This window comes from Pseudoalteromonas sp. DY56-GL79 (assembly GCF_041414765.1).
Taxonomy (GTDB): Bacteria; Pseudomonadota; Gammaproteobacteria; order Enterobacterales; family Alteromonadaceae; genus Pseudoalteromonas; species Pseudoalteromonas piscicida.
The window spans coordinates 100388-123202 of record NZ_JANHZS010000006.1; the positions used below are offsets into that span (position 1 = coordinate 100388).

16 protein-coding genes are annotated in these 22815 nt (G+C 39.1%); 8 read left to right on the top strand and 8 right to left on the bottom strand.

Annotated elements, in window-relative coordinates; all coding sequences use genetic code 11:
* Positions 1–58: 58 nt before the first annotated feature.
* Together slmA and coaBC are read right to left on the bottom strand one after the other, a co-directional pair.
* Complete coding sequence (gene slmA, locus NO992_RS06045; RefSeq protein ID WP_010376740.1) at positions 59–646, bottom strand: nucleoid occlusion factor SlmA; 588 nt, start codon at positions 644–646, stop codon at positions 59–61.
* A gap of 157 nt (positions 647–803) precedes the next feature.
* Entirely contained in the window at positions 804–2000 is a 1197-nt protein-coding gene (coaBC, locus tag NO992_RS06050) for a bifunctional phosphopantothenoylcysteine decarboxylase/phosphopantothenate--cysteine ligase CoaBC (RefSeq protein ID WP_371375147.1), read from the bottom strand.
* Between the two features lie 128 nt (positions 2001–2128).
* On the opposite strand from coaBC, the gene radC reads away from it, so the two are divergent.
* The 3 genes from radC to rpmG all read left to right on the top strand — a co-directional run bounded on the left by radC (position 2129) and on the right by rpmG (position 3666).
* Positions 2129–2803 carry a DNA repair protein RadC gene (gene radC, locus NO992_RS06055; RefSeq protein WP_017219072.1) on the top strand — a complete coding sequence of 225 codons (675 nt, stop codon included), beginning with the start codon at positions 2129–2131 and terminating at the stop codon, positions 2801–2803.
* 459 nt (positions 2804–3262) lie between these two features.
* Positions 3263–3499, top strand: coding sequence for a 50S ribosomal protein L28 (gene rpmB, locus NO992_RS06060; RefSeq protein WP_010376746.1), 237 nt, complete (start codon positions 3263–3265; stop codon positions 3497–3499).
* Between the two features lie 11 nt (positions 3500–3510).
* Positions 3511–3666 carry a 50S ribosomal protein L33 gene (rpmG, locus tag NO992_RS06065; protein ID WP_010364212.1) on the top strand — a complete coding sequence of 52 codons (156 nt, stop codon included), beginning with the start codon at positions 3511–3513 and terminating at the stop codon, positions 3664–3666.
* Positions 3667–3722: 56 nt separating this feature from the next.
* On the opposite strand, the gene NO992_RS06070 is transcribed toward rpmG, so the two are convergent.
* Positions 3723–5696 carry a winged helix-turn-helix domain-containing protein gene (locus tag NO992_RS06070; protein ID WP_371375152.1) on the bottom strand — a complete coding sequence of 658 codons (1974 nt, stop codon included), beginning with the start codon at positions 5694–5696 and terminating at the stop codon, positions 3723–3725.
* Positions 5697–5827: 131 nt separating this feature from the next.
* Between NO992_RS06070 and NO992_RS06075 the strand changes: the two genes are divergently transcribed.
* Positions 5828–7651 (top strand): alpha/beta hydrolase, encoded by a 1824-nt coding sequence (locus NO992_RS06075; protein ID WP_371375155.1) that lies wholly within the window; start codon positions 5828–5830, stop codon positions 7649–7651.
* 303 nt (positions 7652–7954) lie between these two features.
* On the opposite strand, the gene NO992_RS06080 is transcribed toward NO992_RS06075, so the two are convergent.
* Entirely contained in the window at positions 7955–8182 is a 228-nt protein-coding gene (locus tag NO992_RS06080) for a hypothetical protein (RefSeq protein ID WP_211858720.1), read from the bottom strand.
* A 977-nt stretch (positions 8183–9159) separates the two neighbouring features.
* Here NO992_RS06080 and NO992_RS06085 point away from each other — a divergent pair.
* Positions 9160–9705: an Ltp family lipoprotein gene (locus NO992_RS06085; protein ID WP_211858719.1), complete on the top strand. Its 546-nt coding sequence runs from the start codon at positions 9160–9162 to the stop codon at positions 9703–9705.
* Between the two features lie 155 nt (positions 9706–9860).
* On the opposite strand, the gene NO992_RS06090 is transcribed toward NO992_RS06085, so the two are convergent.
* The 4 genes from NO992_RS06090 to NO992_RS06105 form a co-directional block, all read right to left on the bottom strand.
* Complete coding sequence (locus NO992_RS06090; RefSeq protein ID WP_371375162.1) at positions 9861–12368, bottom strand: hypothetical protein; 2508 nt, start codon at positions 12366–12368, stop codon at positions 9861–9863.
* 825 nt (positions 12369–13193) lie between these two features.
* Complete coding sequence (locus NO992_RS06095) at positions 13194–13958, bottom strand: hypothetical protein (protein WP_371375165.1); 765 nt, start codon at positions 13956–13958, stop codon at positions 13194–13196.
* Positions 13948–14445 carry a hypothetical protein gene (locus NO992_RS06100; protein WP_371375168.1) on the bottom strand — a complete coding sequence of 166 codons (498 nt, stop codon included), beginning with the start codon at positions 14443–14445 and terminating at the stop codon, positions 13948–13950. Before NO992_RS06100 ends, NO992_RS06095 begins: the two co-directional genes overlap by 11 nt.
* Before the next feature lie 394 nt (positions 14446–14839).
* Entirely contained in the window at positions 14840–15178 is a 339-nt protein-coding gene (locus NO992_RS06105; RefSeq protein ID WP_371375171.1) for a helix-turn-helix domain-containing protein, read from the bottom strand.
* A 95-nt stretch (positions 15179–15273) separates the two neighbouring features.
* On the opposite strand from NO992_RS06105, the gene NO992_RS06110 reads away from it, so the two are divergent.
* The 3 genes from NO992_RS06110 (at position 15274) to NO992_RS06120 (ending at position 22782) form a co-directional block, all read left to right on the top strand.
* Entirely contained in the window at positions 15274–15534 is a 261-nt protein-coding gene (locus tag NO992_RS06110; RefSeq protein WP_371375173.1) for a transposase, read from the top strand.
* 387 nt (positions 15535–15921) lie between these two features.
* Positions 15922–16548: a hypothetical protein gene (locus NO992_RS06115; protein WP_371375176.1), complete on the top strand. Its 627-nt coding sequence runs from the start codon at positions 15922–15924 to the stop codon at positions 16546–16548.
* 384 nt (positions 16549–16932) lie between these two features.
* Complete coding sequence (locus NO992_RS06120; RefSeq protein ID WP_371375179.1) at positions 16933–22782, top strand: hypothetical protein; 5850 nt, start codon at positions 16933–16935, stop codon at positions 22780–22782.
* Positions 22783–22815 lie beyond the last annotated feature (33 nt).

Sequence of the window (22815 nt, forward strand, 5' to 3'; positions counted from 1 at the left end):
AGTGAAACTAAAATGCTCTGCGGTGTGCGGATGTATTTAAGCGGCTAGCCGCAGGTGCTTAAAGCCAGATTTTCTCAAGCTCAACCCACTGTTTATCGAATTGCGCGGTTGGTTTTGCTTTAAAGTCACTTCTGACAAACTGGTTCATCTTACCCTCAACAAAAGCTAAGAATAGGTTAGCCAGAACACTTTCTTCACTCGTGAACGCCTTACCTTCTCTCAATTTACGCTCTCTTAATACTTGTTTGAATTGTGTCTCAAGCTTTTCAAATAAGCTTTGCACTCGTTCACGTAAACGTTCTTGCTCACCTTGTAGTGCATCACCCGTTAAAATACGCGTGATCCCAGGATTTTTCTCTGCAAACGCTAGGAGTAGAGTAAGAATGTTGTAGATCCGGTTACGAGTTTCTTTTTCGTTTTCTAGGATTAAATTAATGCGTGACAGCAACGTATCTTCGATGAACTCAATAAGCCCCTCAAACATTCTCGCTTTACTTGGAAAGTGGCGGTAAAGCGCAGCTTCTGAAACCCCGACTTCAGCAGCGAGTTTAGCTGTGGTGATACGCTGTCCCGGGCTGGTTTCCAGCATTTGTGCGAGTGATTGAAGAATTTGCTCTTTGCGATTACTACGTTTTGTCGCTGGCATGAAATTTCCCTTATTTTTCTAATTGTTATATTGTTTTTGCCGGGTTTATTAAGCACAGAGAGTGATGCGCAGAAGTGCAAACCCCGACTCGTTTACACGTTATCGGGGTATCATGTTAATGTTTTATTCAGTTTCTTTCCAGTCTTTTACATGAAGGTTATTTTATCTTTTCGGCAATAGCTTGCATGACAGTGAGTGCTAACTCTTTTTTGCTAGAATGAGGGAGTTCAAGTCGGTCTTTTTTCCAATATAGGGTCAATGTGTTGTTATCAGAATTAAAACCACCTGTACTATCCGACACATCATTCGCACAGATCATATCCAACCCTTTATTTACTAATTTTCCTTGCGCATATTCGGCGACATTCTGCGTCTCAGCGGCAAAGCCAACGGTATAAGGACGAGACTGTGTTAGTGCAGCGACAGTGGCGATGATATCGGGGTTTTTGACCAGTGTAAGTGTGATTTCATCGCCTTGCTTTTTAATCTTTTGCTCGGCAACGGTGGCTGCACGGTAATCAGCGACCGCCGCGCAGCCGATAAAAATATCCGATTGTACGGCATATTCGAGTGCAGCTTGTTGCATCTGCTCAGCACTTTCTACATCAAGTCGAGTAATTCCTGTGGGGGTATTTAGTGAAACCGGCCCTGCGATCAGATTTACGCTTGCACCTAAAGCCTTTGCCGCCTCGGCAAGGCTAAAGCCCATTTTTCCTGAACTGTGGTTAGTAATAAAACGCACTGGATCTAATGCTTCGCGCGTCGGCCCTGCGGTGATAGTTACCGTTTTTCCTGCTAATACTTGCTCAGTAGGGCGAAGTGCTGTTAAACACAGTTGTACCAACTCATGGGGTTCAAGCATGCGTCCTGCGCCTACATCTCCACAGGCTTGCTCACCTTTACCAGGTCCCCAGATTTGGACATGGCGTGAAGCTAGGGTGTTAAGGTTTGCTTGAGTCGATAGATGTGCATACATCTGTTGATTCATTGCCGGCGCTACGGCAACAGGCGCGGGTGTTGCGAGTAGTAATGTGGTCAGTAAATCATCCGCAATACCCGCCGCCATTTTGGCGAGGATATTCGAGGTCGCAGGAGCAACCAATACTAGGTCTGCCCATTTTGCAAATTCGATATGCCCCATTGATGCTTCTGCTTGTGGGTCAAGCAAAGAGTCAGAAACGATTTCACCAGAGACCGCCTGCATTGTCAGTGGCGTGATAAAGTGCTTGGCAGACTCAGTCATCACCACTTTGACATCTATTTGCTGTTCTTTTAGGCGGCGAACAAGTTCTGCGCATTTGTAAGCAGCGATACCACCGCTGATCCCAAGTAAGAGGCGTTTATTTCTTTGCATGTTTGTTTTATACGATCACAGTATCAATAAACTAAAGATATCACAGTCTGTGTTTGCTTTTGAATAATCGTGATCACCCGCTAAGCTTAATTTAGTCAAGGAGACATACAAATATAAGGAATAGTAGGATGCAAATATCAGCGTTACCCAAATCCGCACGGCCAAGAGAAAAGTTAATAGAACAAGGCCCTGAGGCGTTATCTAATGCCGAGTTATTGGCTATCTTTTTACGCACAGGGATCAAAGGATTAAATGCCATAGAGCTTGCCGAATCCTTGTTGCAAGAACAGCAAACGTTACAGCGTTTATTCAATGCCTCGTTAGAAGAGTTTTCAGCGTTAAAAGGCTTAGGCGTTGCCAAATACACTCAGTTACAGGCCGTTTTGGAGCTAAGCCGGCGTTATCTAAAAGAAGAGTGCTTAAGAGAAACGGTATTTCAAAACCCGACAGCGGTACGTGACTATTTGAGTGCTCAACTACGGGGGCTTGGGCATGAAGTGTTTATGGTGCTGTATCTAGACAACCAAAATCGCTTGATAAAAGATGAAGTGTTGTTTCACGGCACAATTAACGCAGCTTCGGTTTATCCAAGAGAAGTAGTAAAGGCGGCACTCAAATACCATAGTGCAGCTGTGATTTTTGCCCATAACCATCCATCGGGCGTGGCAGAGCCCAGCGAAGCGGATAAACTCATTACGAAAAAATTGCAGCAAGGCTTGGCACTAGTTGATATTAATGTACTTGACCATTTAATCGTTGCCGGAAGTCATTGTATTTCGTTTGCCGAACGAGGACTGATTTAAGCTGAGTTGCTGTTTTATCAGGTGGGTTTTGCTTTCTCAAGCTGTCCTTTCGAACTGAGCAAAATGGAATGGAGCTTGATCACTCAACTTTTACTCGAAGTGTGAGGTAGCTGGTGGAGTATTGCTGCCCAAATATACGCATAAGCACGAAAATTAAACAGTGAAAATTACGATGTAGAAAGGGCCAAAAAAGAAATTTGCTCGTTAAATCAGCATATTTGTATAAATTTTATAAATTAGTTCAATTTAAATGCAGTTTTTACTTTCCTAGTGGGCTTCGGATCATTATAATTGGCCGCTATCAAATTTACCCATGAGCTGATTTCAGTAGGATCAGATCCTTGATCTCTGCCTGTAGATACTGTATAAAGAGCGCCCTTTGATTTTACCTAGGGCACGCAGTTAAAAGGCCTTTAAGGGAAAATTAAGCTCGAGCGAAGTTATTGGAGATACATAGACATGTCTAAAGTCTGTCAAGTTACAGGTAAGCGCCCAGTGGTTGGTAACCACCGTTCGCACGCGCGCAACGCTACTAAGCGTCGCTTCCTACCTAACCTACAAACACACCGTTTTTGGGTTGAAAGCGAAAAGCGTTTCGTTTCTCTACGCACTACTACTAAAGGTATGCGTATTATCGATAAAAAAGGCATCGACGCGGTATTAGTAGATATCCGTGCTCGCGGCGAAAAAGTTTAAGGAGCTGAATCATGCGTGATAAGATCCGTTTAGTTTCAACTGCTGGTACTGGTTATTTCTACACTACCGACAAGAACAAGCGTAACATGCCTGAAAAAATGGAGATCAAAAAGTTCGACCCTAAGGTTCGTAAACACGTGATCTTCAAAGAAGCGAAAATCAAGTAATTCGTTTCAAGAATCAATAAAAACCCAGCCTCGGCTGGGTTTTTTGTTTTTGTACTTTAATTTTTTACGGTTAATTGCCAAAGCTCACCACTTGGTTGCTTCAGCTCACTGAAAATCACATCGCCATTTTGCAATATATCAAACTGTCCAATAAATCGTTGTGGCGGGGTGAAATACAACTTTTCTTGTTTAGTCTTCAGGTCAAATCGCCAAATACTTTTGTCTTTTTCATAGTAAAGCGCATTATCTCTGAGTCGCCAATTCAACCAATTGCTCACTGGTACATCCGTCACAACTACAGACTCTAGCCCGTCTTCCAGTTGCCAAATTCCGGGTTGTGTAAACTTGGTAAAATACAACACATTATTAAGCTTGTAGCCGCTGTAGCCACCTTGTGTTGTAAGTTGCTGATGTTGGTTTGTTATTAGATTTAGAGACCATAACTGCCAACTACCAGAGCGTTCACTGCTGTAAATGATTTCGTTGTTATCTTGGCTGTAATTGGCAACGTAAGGCTTAAGCTCAGGACTTATAAGTTGTGTTGTTTTTTGGCTGTTGATAGCAAACTGGTAAATAGCGTCTTGATATTCATACAGTATTGTTGAGGCATCGTGGTTAAGTTGAAAGCGCTGAAAATTAAATATGTGAGGCAAGTCAACTTGAGTGTGTTGTTGTGTTTCAGTGTCGATAGACCATAAAGCGGAATGCGCGCCGTGATCCGAAATATACCAAACTCGCGGCATTTGATTTGCGCGAGGTAAGCGATTCAATGCCTGATTATCAACAAGTGGTGAAAAGGTTTGATCCGATGCGTCGAAAAGGAGAATTAGGCTAGTTAACTTATATTGGTTAAAGAGCAGGGTCTCATTGCTATCTTGTAATACTAGGCTTTCGATTGGTGCTGTGAGCTTGTGAAGCAGTTCTGCTTTACTCGATTTTATATCAGCGCGATAAACGCTACTACCTGCGCTAAAGTAAATAGATTGTCCGCTGGCAGACCAAGTTAGTGCCGTGAGATTATAAGGTAACTTAACGGTGCTCTTTACTGACATGCTTGGGTAATCGTACACCGTCAGTTCGTGCTTATCTTCTCCAAGGTAGCGTGCGGCGGCGAGTTGGTCTTTAGTTGTGGATAAACTAAATAGGTGGTCGCCTCTGAGGTTTCCTGAGGTTGGAGGAAGCGTTAGCTGGATATGTTGTTTTGTATTCAAGTCGAAACGGTAAAGGCCGTATCCACTATGTATATTTGTGCGTTTTCGATAAATGATGTCGTGCGGATTTGCGCCCCATATTAGTTTAATGTTTTCGATAGGCTGGCAAGGAAATAGCGTCATGTGCTGTGCCTGCGTGATATCAAACTGTTTTACGGTACAGCCATTATCATCGTCGATATAGGCAATGTGTTTGGCGTCTGAGCTTAAGGCTTGTGCGCTTATGTTGCCAGAAAACAGCTTTCTATTTTGCTTGCTGTGATTGAGCCACAGCTCCGACTGCTGAGTGTCGGTAGGATGCAGGTAACTAAAGCTTTTATATTTTGGCGCGCTACTTAACTGCAGCTCAATACCGCTCTGGCCCGTTAATTTTTGTGGTAGGAGTGGTTCGTTATTGTGCGCTGGCTGCATGAACTGATAGGCAATAAATGCACATACGCTGGTAATAAGTAGAGAAACACCTAAAAGTGGCGCGATCTGGGAGCTGGTCTTATTTATTGTTGCCGGAGTATGACTTGTGACCGCGGGAATCAGTCGGTATCCAAGGGTAGGGATAGTCTCTATATACTCAGTTTTACCATCTAATTTATTCATATACTGGCGCAACGTCGACACGGCTTTATTGATTGCGCTTTCTGTGACTACGCGACCTTGCCACACTTCTGCAATGAGCTTATCGCGCGAAACAACATTACCATTTGCTGCAATTAAGGTTTGTAGCAATAAGTAAGGCTTAGGCTCAAGTCTGATGGAGTCTGTGCTACTCGTCAGCGTTCGATTAACCGTATCAAACCGAATGGCTGCAATCTCATAGCGCATTTGTTATCCCTTTGATTATATTGTTTATATTTATTGGTAAGGAATTCCTCACAACGATTTCATGTGAATTCGTCGCGGCCTTTTTCAAAGTATTTAGAGTACATGAAAACAATAAAATAGGAATGGCCAACATGACAAGTCGAATGTTTTTAAAACAGGCGTTAGGTTTAACACTCGCAGCTTTAGTCGCGGGTTGTGGCAGCAGTAGCGACAGCAAAAAGGCGTCAAGCAATGACGATGGAGTGTTAAAGCCCGTAAATGGTTTAGAGGTTCATCAACTCAATGGGCGTTACTATTATATGAAGCCGATTGAAAAGTCGCATAAAGCGTACAAGCTGATGTTAGCCTTTCATGGTTCTGGTGGCACTGCTTACGGTATGGCAGGTTTAACCAAGCTACATGAGCAAAGCGATGATTATATCGTCGTTTATCCCAAATCAAAAAATGAAGAGTGGAATGAAGGCTGTGGTTGTAACAAGGCACATCGTTTAGGTGTAGATGACTTAGGCTTTGTTGATCAGATGATTGCGGAAATAAAAGCCAAATATGATGTCATTGACGGTGAAATTTATGCGACTGGCTTTTCTCAAGGCGGGTTATTTGTACAAAACCTATTATGTAACCGCTCGGAGACGTTTAATGCGATAGTAACGATTGCCGCACCTATGTCCTACCAATTAGGTGATAGCTGTAATTTTTCGACACCTACAAACTACCGAATTATGCACGGTAAAGCAGACTCGGTATTGCCTTATAATGGCAAAAGTCACGCAAATTTTGGGCTACTCTCGTCACCTCAAGCAATTAAAATTATTGCTAACTTAAATTATGAGGCTGCTTTATCTGTTGATGAAGAAATAGCGGAAGGCGTGACGTTAACTCACTATCCTAATCGCAATATTCAAACGCAGCTAATTAGTGTAGAAGGGGCTCATCATAGCTGGAATTTACCACCTGTCCAAACCACCGAATCGATAATGACATTTTTTGAATCGACAAGTCGTTATGCGCTGCCCCAAGGTTCTGATCTTATCTCAGTAAACAACGGTTATTACCATGTTCGACAATTAAAACAGCACACTGATAGACCAACTGTGGTCATGCTCTCGGGTGCGAATATGCATTTTCATAGTGACAGTGCTTGGTTCGCGTTACTACAGCCTTACTTGGCAGACAGTTTTAATGTTTACGTCATTGATAGGCTAGGGCAGGGGTTAAGTAGTGTAGATGACACGCCTTCCATGAATAAATTTGCACACGACCTTCCAGTACTATTTGAAAAGCTCAATCTCAGTGATGTGCATTTGCTGAGTTACGCAAATAGTAATTCAGTGCCGCTAATTGCGATGCAAAAATCACAGGAATTTAAGCAAAAGATAGCAAGCATGTTGTGGTTAGACCCAGATATTTTGCTGCCACATTCTATTGCTCAGTATCAAGGTTACCCAGTTGATGTTTATCGTCAATACGGACAAGACTTGATTGATCATGTTGCTGCCGGTAATTGGCAAGAAAAGATGAATGGCAAAATAGCTGAAGAACAGGCGCATATTGAAGCTCTGCTTGAAGGGAGTGAGTTTGCAGACTACATGGATTGGCAATATTTCAATCACATCATGCAAACCCGCCATAGTGTTGCAGCTCAACTTACTCGAGTACACGAAATGATGAACTACCATGATGACTTGGAGTTAGTAAGAAATTGGCAGCCAGACAGCAGCATTCCGATTTCAGTTATAGATAGTGAGTTTGAAAAACTAGATATTGCCAATGCAGACTCTGAGGAAGTGAAAGGCAATCTAATAAAATGGGAGGCTGAGGGGAGAAAATGGTCACAAGAAGTTGCTGAAACCAGTGGTGGGCAATACTTACCAATATCATCAACTGAGCACCTGATCCCATTTACCCATCCTGAGCTTATCAAGCAGGCATTGACTGAGCTTGCGAACCAATGACACCTATCCAATTTGCTAGATGAACGCTTGAAGCATTGAGTTAACATATAAAAAACGCGAGCTTGTCTGCGGCTCGCGTTTTATTTTTAATAGATAATTTGATATTTAAATCAGTCTGTTACCTCATAGCATTTGTTTACTATGTACATCCAAATCTGGAACTCTCTGGAAACCTTCGCGTCATCTAGTCTAGAAGACTTTTCCAGAAAAAGAGGCTATATTTTTCTGGGTTAATGAACCCTATCTCTACAAAAGTTTAAAGTAAAAATAAGCCATTATAGGGTAAATATCTTCTTTTACTTATTAAACTAAAAAGTCGTTAAAAACTTCATTGTAAATGTACCCATGAGAGTTGTAATTTTCAGCAATTGTTTTACCTCCAAAATTAAAATTCGCTCTGACATCATAAGTGCCATTTGATAATACACTTAGATCGTCAAAAGACATACCTTCTACAAAATCTGGATGTTGTTTCAAGTGTAGATTCAAAAGATTTAATAGTTGTTCTGTGGTAAGTTGATAATTGTTCACAATATTTCCTTATGGTTGTTGAGTTAACGGGATGCATCACAGCTTAATTTAGAACACAGACTTGAATTAATCGAGAACCAGTTGGCGTATTATGTGAACTTATTAATCATAAAGTTATGTCTTAATGTCTGCTCAAGCTCATGGCGTGAGGCAGAATAGCAGCCTCTAATACTTACGTCATAGTTCGATTGACTCGGAAGCTTCCAGTGCATTATCCACTTCAACCCCAAGATACCTAACAGTGCTTTGATGTCCCAGAAGTAACTGTACTACTCTCAAGTTCTTGGTTTTCTGATAAGTTAAATAGGCTTTAGTTCTTCTCATTGAGTGCAAGGGATATTCAATTCAACCACGAAAAACCCTACTGTACTGACTAGTAGAGATGTGCTCTGAAACATGAATTCTTGATTTAAAGAAAAAGTTATTAGGCTTTAACTTTGCTTCAGTAATCCATTCTTGAATAGACTTTCTAGTGCTTTTGGTACTCTTGAACTGCACAGGCGTATTTGTCTTCTGTTGCACTATATGTGCTCAGGATATTACATTTATACCGTAGGCAACATCAGAAACTTTGAGTTAAACTAGATCACAACCGCGTACGCGTAACTTACTATCTAAATAAAGCCAAATTAAAAAGCGCTAATTCTCTGGTCTTTCCTTGTAATTCAAGACGAACTCTAATCCCCCAAATATATGAGAAACATTAAGTGACTTACGTTGACCGATTAGTTTGTCCTTATTCCAAGATGTGTGATTTCGTGTGTGCGTAGTATACTTCTATTAGTTTAGGAACTGTAAGTATGGCAATCAGAAACGGGTGAACTGTGAATATTGCTACTTGTGTCTAAGATGCACGACGTAAGGTCTGGTCACATGATACCTTCGACTGTAAATACTGGAAATTATCGGAAAGACCGAACTAAGAAATTGTCAGGCTACACAACCCTGTCGAAGACTACGTACCAAAGGGGTAATATATGAAGAAAGTATTGAGCTGGATCTACATTGTGCTAATTGGTTCTATTGTCTCCATCGCCGAGCCCACATGGGCGAAAAGTCTAACAGGGCCTCAAAAGAACGCCGTTAGGTCTGCGAAGCAGTATCTCAGCTTTTCGGGCTTCTCACGGAAGGGGCTTATCCACCAACTATCATCGGATGCTGGTGATGGTTATAAAATTGATGATGCTACTATAGCTGTAGATAGCCTAGACATTGATTGGAACAAGCAGGCGGTGAGGTCTGCAAAACATTACCTCAGCTTTTCTGGCTTCTCACGGAAGGGGCTTATCCGCCAACTCTCTTCGGATGCTGGAGATGGTTACAAAGTTGCTGATGCTACTGTAGCTGTGGATAGCCTAGACATTGATTGGAACAAGCAAGCGGTGAGATCTGCCATGGATTACCTCAGCTTTTCAGGCTTCTCATGCGCGGGTCTGATTGAACAGCTTTCTTCTAGCGCTGGAGATGCTTACACAAAAGCTCAAGCAGCTTTTGGGGCACAGCAAACAGATGCTTGCCAATAGGTCAAAATGTACCCCAAAAAGGTAAGTTTGGGAAGTACGCCGCACAGTTGAGTTTGATGTTATTAAGGTCCACTCATGACTGTCAACGCTGTAGGTCGGGTTGTTTCTAAGTAAATTTAAGTCACTCACTTTGTCCACAAGCACAACTATGTGATTCAACAAAAAGTAATCGCTCCCTCTTCCAACAACTCTAGCTCAAAGTATATCTCTGCATTAACTTGTACTTTATCCTCATTTTTATCCTCGAGAGAAATGAACAAAGGGGAGTTATTGTTAGAGCAGAGGTTCTTGGTGATTGATATCTTGGTTTTAGTGCAGTCGATTAGTACCTGGGTATGCTCAGAACGAATGGCTAGTACACTTTTATAGCTTGAGCTTTTCCAGTACATAGAGCCTGAGCGCTTAAACCTGAGTTTCTGCAAGGTTTTTAAAGGAGCGAAATATAATGCATGGTCTTGTTCTTTAAGTTCAAATGCGCACTGCTCCGCGCTATCAATACATTTATTATAAAGTTGGCTTAAGAAATTGCGTTCCATTTGTCTTATCATACTAGAAATATCAGAATTGCTGCTTTTTTCTGTGATGAGTTCAGATCTTGGGACTTTATACTTCAGTAACTTGCATTTGTTTCTGTTAACGGTGTTAACATAACTAACGTCCATTACATCTTTTAATTCAAACGTTGTAGCCCAGTTATTTTCCAACAACTTTTGTGCTGATTGCCAATTTATTTCGTTTATTTTTTGAGTTTTTATGAGCTTTACTTTTCGATCATTTAAAGCCTCAATAGAGTGTCTAAGGTTTTTACATGCTTTCGTGACAACTGCATTCCACTGTCTTACATTTCTAACGTACCGTTCTTGCTCCAACAGTGACTCGATAATACTCATTTGAGTTTGGATATCATCGAAGCCACCAGAGGTATAGATTAGGCTAGGTTCCTCACCTTGCTCAGCGAAAAAGCATAGTTGAAACAAAAATGCTCTGAAGACATAAACTTTGATTGCATGCCTTTCATGAAACCTCCAGTAGCGCTCTATTTGTTGGTGGTCATAGTAAATAAGGTCAGCTAATTCTTTTGTACTGTGGGCCAAAAGCGTCTCGCCTAGGTGGTGTGCATTGGCTTCTTTTGGTTGCTTCCAATAAAGGCATTCGTAAAATTCAACCCATCTCTCATAATAAGCTAGTCTGGCCGAAATGCTCCAACCCATGCGTTTTACTAATTTTAGATGAATACATTCAAAAATTTCATCAAGTTTTATCACGGATAAAGCGCACTTTAGTGAATGTTTACTCAGAGGCTTAGAGGAAATGCCATTTCTATACTGTTCAAATGCTTCGCCATTATATAAAGACTCAATTTTTTCAACTAATTTATCTATATTTTCGACACAGAACGTTATCTTATTAAAATCACTCCAGTAATCTGCCAGCCACTCTGTTTCCTGAGCACCTAGATAGTAGGAAATGAATTGCTGTTCTTGTCCATGGCTGGCTGCTCTCGAGATGTTTTTTACAAATTTTATTGCTGTATTTGGCTGATGTTTTGCGATTATATCAAATACATCTACAGCTAAGTTATGGAGATAGCTTAAACCTTCTAAGCTACTTTTAATATTTTTAAGCTCTATATTATCTGGGGCGTAGAATATTCCATCAAACCATTCACATTCTAAAATAAGATCTATACCCTTATTTAACTGATAGTCTTGCCATCGAGCTAACTCATAAATATCTTGAACCAAACTTATTTTGGAATTACTCTGCTCTAAGAATGACTCAGCTATGATTGAACTTCTCATTGGATGATAAACAATGTTATACATGAGGCTTGCAATTAAACGCTGTGTTTGGAAAGACATTGGAATATCTTCATTTTTTCTTGCGTGTTTTACTAATCTTAAGAGTGTATTCCAGTAACTTTTTACTACAACTAAACCTGTTTCAGAAAGCTTATGTTTTTTTTCAGAGTCATGACTAAAGTAGCGCAAGTGAATAGCTTTATGAAATTGATTTAGGGTTTCTTCAAATTCAAAACTCCAGCTTCGTTTTTCAATGTTATATATCAGTAATTCTAGCCCAGCATTGATGCTATCTATATCAGCTGAAGGTTGTTTTTGAATCGGCGCTTCTGTTATGAGGCTTTCGAGGCATTTGGTTAACCAAGGGAAACGGCGGTTTAAATGCGCTAACTGAGATTTGGAAAACTTTATAAAAAGGTTAGCCTTCGAGTTTTTCTTAACGTCTAGTTGTAAGTAGTCTTGAATCTGTAGGCTCGATTTGACAGTTATTTTTTTAAAAAGTCGCCAGTAGAAATAAAATGTGCATAAAATTAGTACAGCGAATAGCATTGGTAAGCTGAACTTTAGAATATCTAGATGCGTGGCGCTGAGTGATAAAAAAGAGTGCTTGCTAGATGCGAAAGTTAAGTAATATAAGCTTAAAACCATGTATAGAAAAGATAGACTTAGTATAGATTTTGGATTTACATATTTCCCTCTTGTCAATCGAGTGGATAGTAAAGCATTGTCATGTTTATCTGAATATTGGGCTGAAAACTGAATTGAAAGTGGGATACCAATAGCTACAAAGCCAGCAATTATTGTATAAGTATGGCCAATTATAGAATGAAATTCAGATGCAAACCGTATTAAGTACAACAAGTCAAAGCCTTAGTCATGAAATATCCCTTTGATTTTTCATATTATCAAATTCGAAGTTATTTCATCTAGGTTTATTTCTTCAACAAATGTAGTTCACACTCTAAATCAGGAATTCTTTTAAGAAACTGATGGCTCGATAGTGCAAGAGCGTTGTGAGTAGCTGCCATTAGTGACATCTGTTCTTTGAAGTTAGCTACTTCATCGCGGTATTTTCCTAGCTTTCCACGGATCAGTCTTGTATACAAATCGATTGTTTAAAAGTGACGTGCGCACAATCATATCGCATTATTTCAGTATTACAGGTACTAGTAGTCTCGATACTAGATAGATTAGGTTGTGTCATATTGATTTCTAATCTTTGCTAATCCTATTGATATCGTGTCTTTTAGAAAGTGTTGGATGGCGCTGCTTCGCATCCTATCTAACCTACTGAGTGAATGCCTGAACTCATGTAAGATAGAGAATAAAAAACGCGAGCTTGTCTGCGGCTCACGTTTTATTATGAAAAGATTATTTGATAATTAAATCATGAGGTTATCTCATGGTAACCCATTACTGTCACACGTATAATCTGGAAGATTTCTGTAAATCCCTTTGTTATAAGGGCTATGAGTATTTTCCAGAAAAATAGCAAATTTCCACAATTTTTCCCGAAAAACTAAATTGTGTTTCGTATTTTTCAAATTTTGTAGGGATAGATTTCGTTCCAGCCTCGGTCTTTAAGGTTCCTTAAATAGTGAAAGTACTGACCGAAACCCCACTCTAACTCTTATTCAATTAGGTCAATGAACTTAAATCAAACTTTAGCTGGTACAATAGAGTGTGTTATTTATTATTCTCCATCCACTGCTTAGATTCGGCGTTTTCTTCTCTATGCCTTTTTCTGTGCTCAGATTTATTGACCATTCTAACATTGTCTATACATAAAGATTTTTCTGGTTCTTCAGCCTGTCTTATCACATGATCCATTTCAGCGTCAGCATCTAATGGTTGACCACTCAGAGCACAAGTAGTAGTTTGCAATTTCGCATCAATTTTAAGCTTTTTTTGGCCTTGTCTATTTTTAACTTCTTGAATTGCTCTTTTCTGTACACTACTTGAATTATCTCTTACTGCTTCTAAGCAACCTATAGAGTCTTTTAACTCCGCTATTTTAAGAGCGTCTCTGGGCTGTTCTATTCTTTCATTTAAAACTTTAATGACGGCTGGAGTTTTTACATAAGTTTTTCCATTTTCGATTACTTTGTCGTCATCATCCATGTCAGAAACAACAATTCTTGTCCCTGTATCATCTGTAGCTAGTACGGCTTTAACTCCTTCAACTCCAATAAGGGTTTTACCATCAGCAGTTTGTCCCGATGATTTTTGAATAGTACTTCGCTTTTTCTGTGCCTTTTCTTGATCGATTTCACTCGGAATTAACGGGAAATTAGTCGGTAATGTACCAAGAGATTCAACGACTTTAAGATCTTTACCTTTATTTCCGACGTTCTCCTTTTTCTCTGTATCTAAATCTTTTTCACCAATGTCGGTACAGTCTGAATTTAAATCAGCGTCATCTTTAGTTGACAAGTTGGGGTTAGTTTCCACTTTCCACCTCATCAATACTTAGGCCCATTTCATCGATCATTTCTCTTAATTTATTAAATGCAATTCTAGCATTTTCATTATCAGGGTAATATGTTAGGTCGGCTCTTAAAGCATGGGAAATGCCTTTGTACCAACGTTTTATTTCTTTTTTATTTGAATCACAGTTTGAGTACCACTCATTGTTAACCCCTAATTTATTTTTCCTTTCTTTTCCATTGCTATGCTGCGTTAGATAATAAATTAGTTCTTGCCTTTTGCAGGTGAATACTTTTCTCTCATCTTTAAAGTTAATTTTAAGCCACTTTATATATTGGTTGAGTTCCTCAGAGTCTTTGGCGTTAACAGGTAGTGGATTCATGAGTTTAGATATAGTTTCAAGTAACACTTCAAAACTAAATTGTTGGTGCATTACTTCTAACTCTTGATCCAAAAAATGTAACAAGTCTAATTCGGCTTCAGATAAGGGAGATGCCTTAGTCTTTTCCATTAGTAATATTCCAGCTAGTCGTTTTCTAATTGATGTTGGTTTTGATAACTTACCCTCAGAAGTTGTCTGAGTCTGTAAGACGATAAATCCTTCATTAAAGGAATTGCAAGTTTTTTAACAAACCCGAGAGTACTTCAGTGAGCCTCCGTAAATTATTTAGCGCCAGAAGTAGAATTTTTTCGTATCATAAACGTTGGAGCGTAATCCTTCCATTTTTAATTTGAATCGTCAAAAACCAACATAACACGATTATTTCTAAAATCTGTATTGCTACCAGCGAGGATGACTGCTGACTATGGATACATCGGAATATTCAAAGAACAGTTTAGTACTTAGATGGGGGGAGGTTACGTAGGGGAATTGTATACAACTATATTATCTAAGTTACTGAAACCTAGATGGTTTGGTTTGAGAAATGCTTTGAATCGGTACGGAGTTCTAGTTTATTTAACAGCTCTAGCTTTTCTTCTTTAGACAATTGAGCGAACAATGTAACAAATTTGGCCATTTCTTCGCTTTCACAAAAGAAGTAGTTCAGCGGAACACCCAGTTCTTCAGCAATTCGCTTTAAAGTTTGCAGATCAGGTGTATGCCTGCCTTTTTCGTAATGATTCATACGCCCACTCGCAGAACTGGGTTCCAAGCCAATTCGAATTCCCAAGTCTCTCTGAGAAATGTTCGCTCGTGTTCTAGCCTCTTTAAGCCTGATTGGAAGGGGGTTGTTAAAATCCAAAGGTAAATCATAACAAAATGCTGGTACTTAGATTCTCTAAGCTTTACTCTAGCATGTATACTTAGGAATCCTAAGCTTTGTTCGAGGAATTAAAAGTGAGTAAAACTTACTCAAAAGAAATTAAATTATTGGCAACAAAAAGAGTGCTGTCGGAAGGACAGCGAGTTGCTGACGTTGCTAAAGATTTGAACATAGGTCAGAGCACTTTATATTATTGGGTTCAGACAGCTAAGCAGCTAGAAAACTCAAAAGATAGCTTGTTTGTCAAATCACTAGAACGACGCCTTGAAGAAGTGTCAAAAGAGCGAGATATTCTTATTAAAGCCGCGTCCATATTTGCTAAAGAATTGTACTGAATTGAGATTGTTGTTTTAGTTGTTGACCACAAGATAATTTAAAACTCACTTTATAGGCCGCTCTTGGCTCTGCTGAACATACGACCGCTAACCCCGTAAACCAGCTCACATATTGAGTTGGCAGACCTTCCCCAATTTTGAGTAACTATTTTCTCACCAGCTAGGTTTTAAATTCGTGTACCTTGAAAGAAGGTTACGAGCCCACCTTGGCATATTCTTCGTACTAAAAATTACCACTTGTAGAACAAGGTAGGATTGTTTAACAATGAGTTGGTGATAGAAATTCGAGCTCGAACTGAAATTGCTAGAAATTAATTCACTTTATATATTTGAATTAATCTAGCTGGCTCGTTAGTGCATAAAGGGCGCTGAAACAAGGATACTCGCATGATGGAAATGTTGATGGAGCACAAAGAATGGCTTTTTAGTGGTATTGGTGTATTTGTCTTAGGGTTGTTCATAAAAGTAGGTTCAAAGGTAATTTTAAAAGGCATAATACAGACCATAGTCAGGGCTATAAGCAACTTGATTAGCATTTTTTACGCTAAAAGCTACACAGTTAAAAAAATAAATATTGATCTGCGTCCAAGACATAAACCATTTGAGTTATGGCTAGGTGAGTTACCCAAGTTCAAATTTTGGTTGCGAGGAGCAAACTTCAATCCGTTTGATATCACGATAAAGCAAATAACTATTGAGTTTAACTATGGCGGTGTGAATGTTAAATGTGACAACTTCATACATAGGTGCATAGTCCCTAGATTATCCTTGAACGATGTTATTCTTGTTGAAGGTAATTTGACCGCTGAACAAGCGGACCATATCGCAGGTTTGGAAGATGGGCAAAGTTGCCAGGTAAGTATTAAAGCCGTTTTAAAGACTCCCACCAAAGAAATCACTTATGAGCATAACTATATGGACGGTATAGAGCCGGCTCTTGTAAATGCTAATGGCCGTAAAAATAAAGTGCGGAAAAAATCTACGCCCGCAGAAGTTGAAAGTGTGAGAGTGTAGGCAATTATCGGAGAAATTGTGCCATGGAAGAGTTAATAAAGAAACTAGCGTCAATAGATGAGTTGGAAACATGGAAGTTACATTGCCAAGGGTATAGTGTTCAAGATAAGAAAGTAGCATTCCAAACAGCTCAACCTCTGTGGGTAAAACGAAAAGCCTCTGGGGGAACGCTATATTTTCATAGTTGCTGGAAGTTAAAATTCGGATAGTAGCTAATTTAGCAATTGTCCAGAAATTAAGATAACTTTGTTAAAGTCAATAATCGTTCTAAGGCTGATTTGAATTAAGTCGATGACACATAGAGTAGCAACATACTCTGCTCTATCTGGGAACGCGCCAAGCATTCTAGTGAACAACGAGAACAATAAAGGAATACCAACCCAGATGAATTCTCCAATCAAAAGTACTCAGTTGACCCGCCTTGGGTATGACTATCAGGACCTAGTATGTATAAGGATATTGGTTAACTGGTACCACGATAGGGATAAATATGAGTGGGTAAAAGTAGAAAGTACCTCATTGTCTGACGCAAAGGTAACTAGTTTAGATGATGTTATTGCCCTTCGACCAGATGGAAAATACGAGCTAACCCAGGTTAAGTTCACAATTGATGCGAACAGAGAGGATCTTACACTTAGTTTTGATTGGCTCACCTATCGAAAAGGGAATGGCACTTCTTTAATTCAAAAGTGGTCCAAAGATTTAACTGAAGCGTTTAAGAATAGTCAACTGGGAAAAGCAGAGCTTATAACAAATAGAAGGCCGGATACTGAATTCTCTGCATGTTTGAAAAATGGAATGATCGACCTTTTCAGTATTCCAAGTAAGCACCTGAAGATTATTGAATCCCAGTTAGGTGGAAAGACCGAGGCTGAGGAGTTCTTTAATAATTTCAACTTCATACATAGTCAACCAACGATTGATAATCTAGAGAATCAGCTTCATGACTCTTTAGTTCCAGACCACACTAATGAAGAGGGCTGGCATAGATTTTTATCCAAAGTAAAGAGATGGGCTACTAGAAAAGGAGAGCCTTCGGTTGATGGATGCATAAGGTTTGAGGACCTACACAGCTTATTGAGTCTAGGAGTCAGCCGTGATCTCTCCCAGTACTTTGATATACCTGAAAAATACCTCCCCCCAACAATGAATTTTCATCAAGATGTTATCAATAAGCTAGAGACGGGGGGGGCTTGGGTTGTGTCGGGTGCTCCTGGTATGGGAAAAAGTACCTACCTTTCCTATTTGTATGAAAATCTACAGGCTAAGAATGTTGCTGTAGCGCGACATCATTATTCACTGGGACTTCAAAGTCTGGACGATAGGATTTCTTTTTCTACTGCCGCATCATCAATTATTAAGCAAATCAAAAACTCCCCAATGATTTCTTGGATTGGGTTAGATGAATCACCAGAGAACATAGATAAGTGGCTAGTTCGTGCAGGAGAAGAGGCAAACAAGAAAGAGGAAAATTTTATACTAATTGTGGATGGATTGGACCATGTATGGAGAGAGAGGTCTGATATATCTCAATTAGAACATTTGATAAATAGAGTTCTGCCGGCTCCAAAAGGCGTAACAATTGTCTTTGGAACTCAACCGGTCAGTAGATCTAAGTTGCCTAACAGATTGCTAAGTAACTGTCCGGTCGAAGGTGATCGGTGGTTAGATATCCCTTATATGGATTTGTCTGCAATTGGGTCATGGCTTGAAGGCTTGCGTGATTCCGGCGTCGCTAATATTGGGGGAAGGACATCTGCAAGCTCTATTTCTGAAATAGCTCTAGCATTACAAAAGATTTCAAGCGGATATCCTTTGCATGTAATTTATTCGTTGCGAACATTATTAGCCAAAGAAAAGAATGTGTCCGTTTATGATATCGAGAAGCTGGATAAGTGTCCGGATGGTGATATTAACACATACTACTGGAATATTTGGGCAAACCTCTCGGAAGTAGCTAAGGAGATTCTGTACTTAATGGCTGTGACAGAATTTCCATGGCCAGATAAAAATAGCTTTTCCAAATGCTTTGAAGGGACACAAACATTTTTAGAAGCATATAAAGAGATTGAGCATTTAGTAGAACACCGCCGTAGTGGTGTGTTTCCGTTTCACGGGAGCCTATTAGTAAATATCCATAAGCGGGAAGAATTTGAAGGTGCTAAAAGAAGGCTATATCCGGTTGTAAGTAAATGGCTTAGCAACGATGCTCCATCATTTTGGAGGTGGGCCTGGGGTTGGATTGTACAATCGGAAATGGAAAACATTAATCCGCTGCTTCAAGGTGTTACCAAAGAGTGGGTTATAAGTTCGTTATGCAATGGGTATCCTTTGGGGCATATTGAACATATTATCTCTAGTGCTGAAAAAGTAGCTTTTTCTAATAAAAATTATACTCGTCTAGTTGATTTACGTCTGATAAAAACTAGGTTTATCAATGGTCCTGAATATCAGATTCAGAATTTTTCAGAATTTTCTCGCTCGGCTATGAAGTATTCTGATGATGAATACGGATTGCTTTGGAAATCTGACAATATAAGAACATTGGATATAGAGGATATTGTAGCTGTTGCATCACTATGTAGGGAAAAGTATCGAGAAATTGTAGAGAACTGTTATCAAGAACTATACAAAAGGGCAGTATTTTACGCAAATATATATGAGGGAACTGAAAATAAATTTAGCTTAGCGGTTGATTCGTTAATTCAAGTTTTGTGTGATTGTGATGAACCAGACGTGGGTAGAGTTATTGATTTGGTTGACCGAATTACTCCTAAAGATGGTTTGTATGAAAAGCTATTTTCATCCTTGTTAAGAAGCGATAATTCAGAATATATTTTTGATATTGACTATTTTAATCTCCCTGAGGAAAGTAAATCGAAGTTTTTAGTGTGCGCTATAACTTCTGCTTGTATTTCTGGTGTTGATATATCTAGCAGAGATTATCGAGATGATGTATTAGCTTCTTCGTTTGGTGTGTCTTATTATTTATTAAAAGATCAGCTGCCTGTACATAATAATTTTGTTGGTCCGATCTATTTTAAGTACAGGAATGTGTCAGAAAGTGAGCTGCTTGATTTCTTCTTTCATACATTGAATGATCATTTGGCTTTTAATACATTAATTTTTGATAAAGAAATTTTAAAACACCATATTGATGATGATTATGATTTTTCTATTTTTTTTGGTTTTTATATTGCAGCTGTGAATACAGCGAAGTTAATTCGTAACGGAGAAAAGTTAAAACCCTTGGATGTCTACAAATATATAGAAAGTTCGGGTTGTAAAAAGCATGTTGGTTACGATTGTAAGTGTCATTCTAAAACATTATCTGTAATACATTCCATTCCTAGTTTATGTATCAAAATTTCGCTATTGCTGAAAGAAAAAAATCTTTTTGAAAATATTGATAAGAAATATCTTGAAGAGGCTCAAGATTATTCCTGGTGGAGTCCCGTTGTTTTCTTTCAAAAGGCAGTAAAACACTCTTTTGTTCCTGTCGATTATGATAGTGCTAATAATTACTGGTGTGATTATTTAAATGACCTTAACAATAGGGAAGGTAATACAGCGGAACTAGGTGATGAGTGTATTGATATTGTATCAATTTCATCTTCACTCGGTTTAAAGGATGCCGTGAAAACTGGTTTAGAGCATACTTGTAAGTACATGCTTGGCTACGGGTATAGAAAAGATATTACACTTCATGAGGTGTTTGAATCAATTCAGGCATGTTCTGATGCTAATGTTGGGGATGTTGCTGATTATTTGAAGAGAGTTTCATGTTTTACAGTAGACATGTTCTCATTCACGGAGAGGGAAATAAGGCATATCCCATTTTGGTATATGCAACTGTTGAGTAAGCATTTGCCTAGCAGAATATACGATGAGTTTTGCTTTCACCTTAAAGAGCAGAATTGGTATGTACTTGAAGATATTCTAATTGCTTATATAAAGAACGGCGACATCAGTTTGCCTGGAGTACTAGATTTGATTAGCTGTCTTTATTCTTATGGTTTGGTTGAAGCTATTAAAGAACGGTCAAATGAAGATTATTCTCTTGCCCCAGTACTCCAAGAAATAGTCGAATATTATGGAGCAGAGCCACCTAAACCAAAAGGTAGAGAATCTAGTAGCAATATAGATAAAGAAGAAATAAAAATTCCTTTTGGTTCTTATGTGCCAGAATATTTAGGTGATTTAATAGAGAGAATAAGAAAAGAGTACAGATACTCAGATTCTAGTTATATTTCACAATGGATAGGACATTGGGTTGATCTGGGAGAAGGTCTACGAGTCATAGCTGAATATGAAAACTTCTTCAAGGACGACGAAGAGCTCCCTTATTTATCAGGGCTTAAGGAAAGTATCGATACTATTTATCAAGCGAGCAAGAAGCTTCAAGGTAAAAGGAGGGCGTATGTTTGGGCACTTAGAAGTATTAGAGCTAATAGTTATTGGAGTAGATATTCAGGCTCAAAATCTGAAGAAATGATTTGCTATTATGCCCGAGAGTATAAAGACCGATGGGAGGAACTGTTAGCTGATTCAACTCATGGTGAGCACCTTCAATTACGCGGCGATGAGTGGTCAATTGTACCAACTAGTAAGTTAGTAATGTTCTTAATAGCTGTAGGTCAGAATGATTTAGCAGCGGATGTCACTGACGTAATCGTTCGTGGTTTGGAAAGGGACATAGAACACTTGCCAATTCGAGATTCGTATTGGTTGGACGAGATAAAACCTACAGAAGTATGGGCCTTTAGTTTTCTCTTAAAATTCTACCAATGGCCGGATAAAGCGGTTAAGAAAAAGACAGCTATAAAGATAGCTCATATAATTGATAATGATAAGAAGGGATTGTGCAGAAAAGAGTTTATTGAATGTACTAAGTCACTCCCGAATGAAATATCAGTCGTTGAATATTTATCAATACTTAAACTTGTTGAAACAAATCCTTTCTATGCAGAAGAACTCATCGAGGCGATCCCATATCACTCCTTGGCATTAAAATATCTATTTGAAGATTTGGGGTTTAACTACGATGAGAGACATCTAGCTAGCTCATATTTGGCGAAATCCACGGATATTGGAATTAGTGAAAGGTTGAAAAAATCATTAAATGGAGTGCCTGGCTATGTTTCAACATCTATAAGTACTTTAGGAAGCAATGTTGGAGTTGACCTTCTTGGTCATATGTCTTCAGAGCTGGAATACATTAATAGCAGGGATAATTATTCTTACTTTGATCCATACGGCTTCACCAGCGGCATGTTTTGGTCGCGGGATCATCTGATGTGTAGTTTATCTTCAGCTACAGAGTCGGCGGTGATGTCGGCTTATGTACGAACTATTTTATATGCGGTTAATAATTACTCTATTGATCAATCGAAAGTATTTCGCTTGGTGCAACAGGCCAATCCTTTCTCTGAGTTGCTTCATTATGTTGGTCCAGTATCTAGACCTGCATTTTGGCCAGATACGTCAGAAATCATACAGAACGAACAGTTACCCGCTGAGAGGAGGCTGAAAAAGATTTTGGACAAGCTTGCATGTAATGATGATGTGGTGCTTGGTGGTTCGGGACCTGTTGTGCATCAAGTTAATGGTATCAATGTTGATCTAGAGGTATTCGCCGTGAACATTGCTGAAGGCTGTGAACTAAATGCCTCAGAAAAATTTAGCGCAATTGAAAATAATCAAAACCCAATTTTTACAGGTGTTTACCCTTTATCAATATGTTTGCATGAAAAAATCGCTAGCAGGTTTGAACTTGATAAAGCTGTAAGAGGATTATATGCGCCGCATTTATCTCTGGGAACGGGTACTCCATATATTGAAAGCAATACTGATGGAATCAGTTTTAAGGAAGGTGATATAAATATAGCTAAGTGGGTCTTCTGGTATCAAGACTGGTACCCGGCTCGTTATTATGGCTTAGGTCCTTCTTTGGGGGTAGCGACTATAGCAAGCCCTAATCTAAAGCTAATTTTTGAACGTGCGGATGGGCACTTCTCTCTGGTTGGGCGATTTAGTGTGGTTAATAAAAGTGGATTTTCTGCTGCTAATGCGAATATAGAGCACTTTTACTTTGAGTCCGAGCTAAAACCTGGTCAATTAAAAGCATTAGACACCAATAATGTGTCACCAGCTGTAGCTGAATATATGAAAACTTACATTGAAGGCAATCGGCTACCCAGAGGGAAAATGTTTCGAAATATTCACATTAAGTAGCAGTTGTACAGAAGTTACAGGGTAATCCTCCCA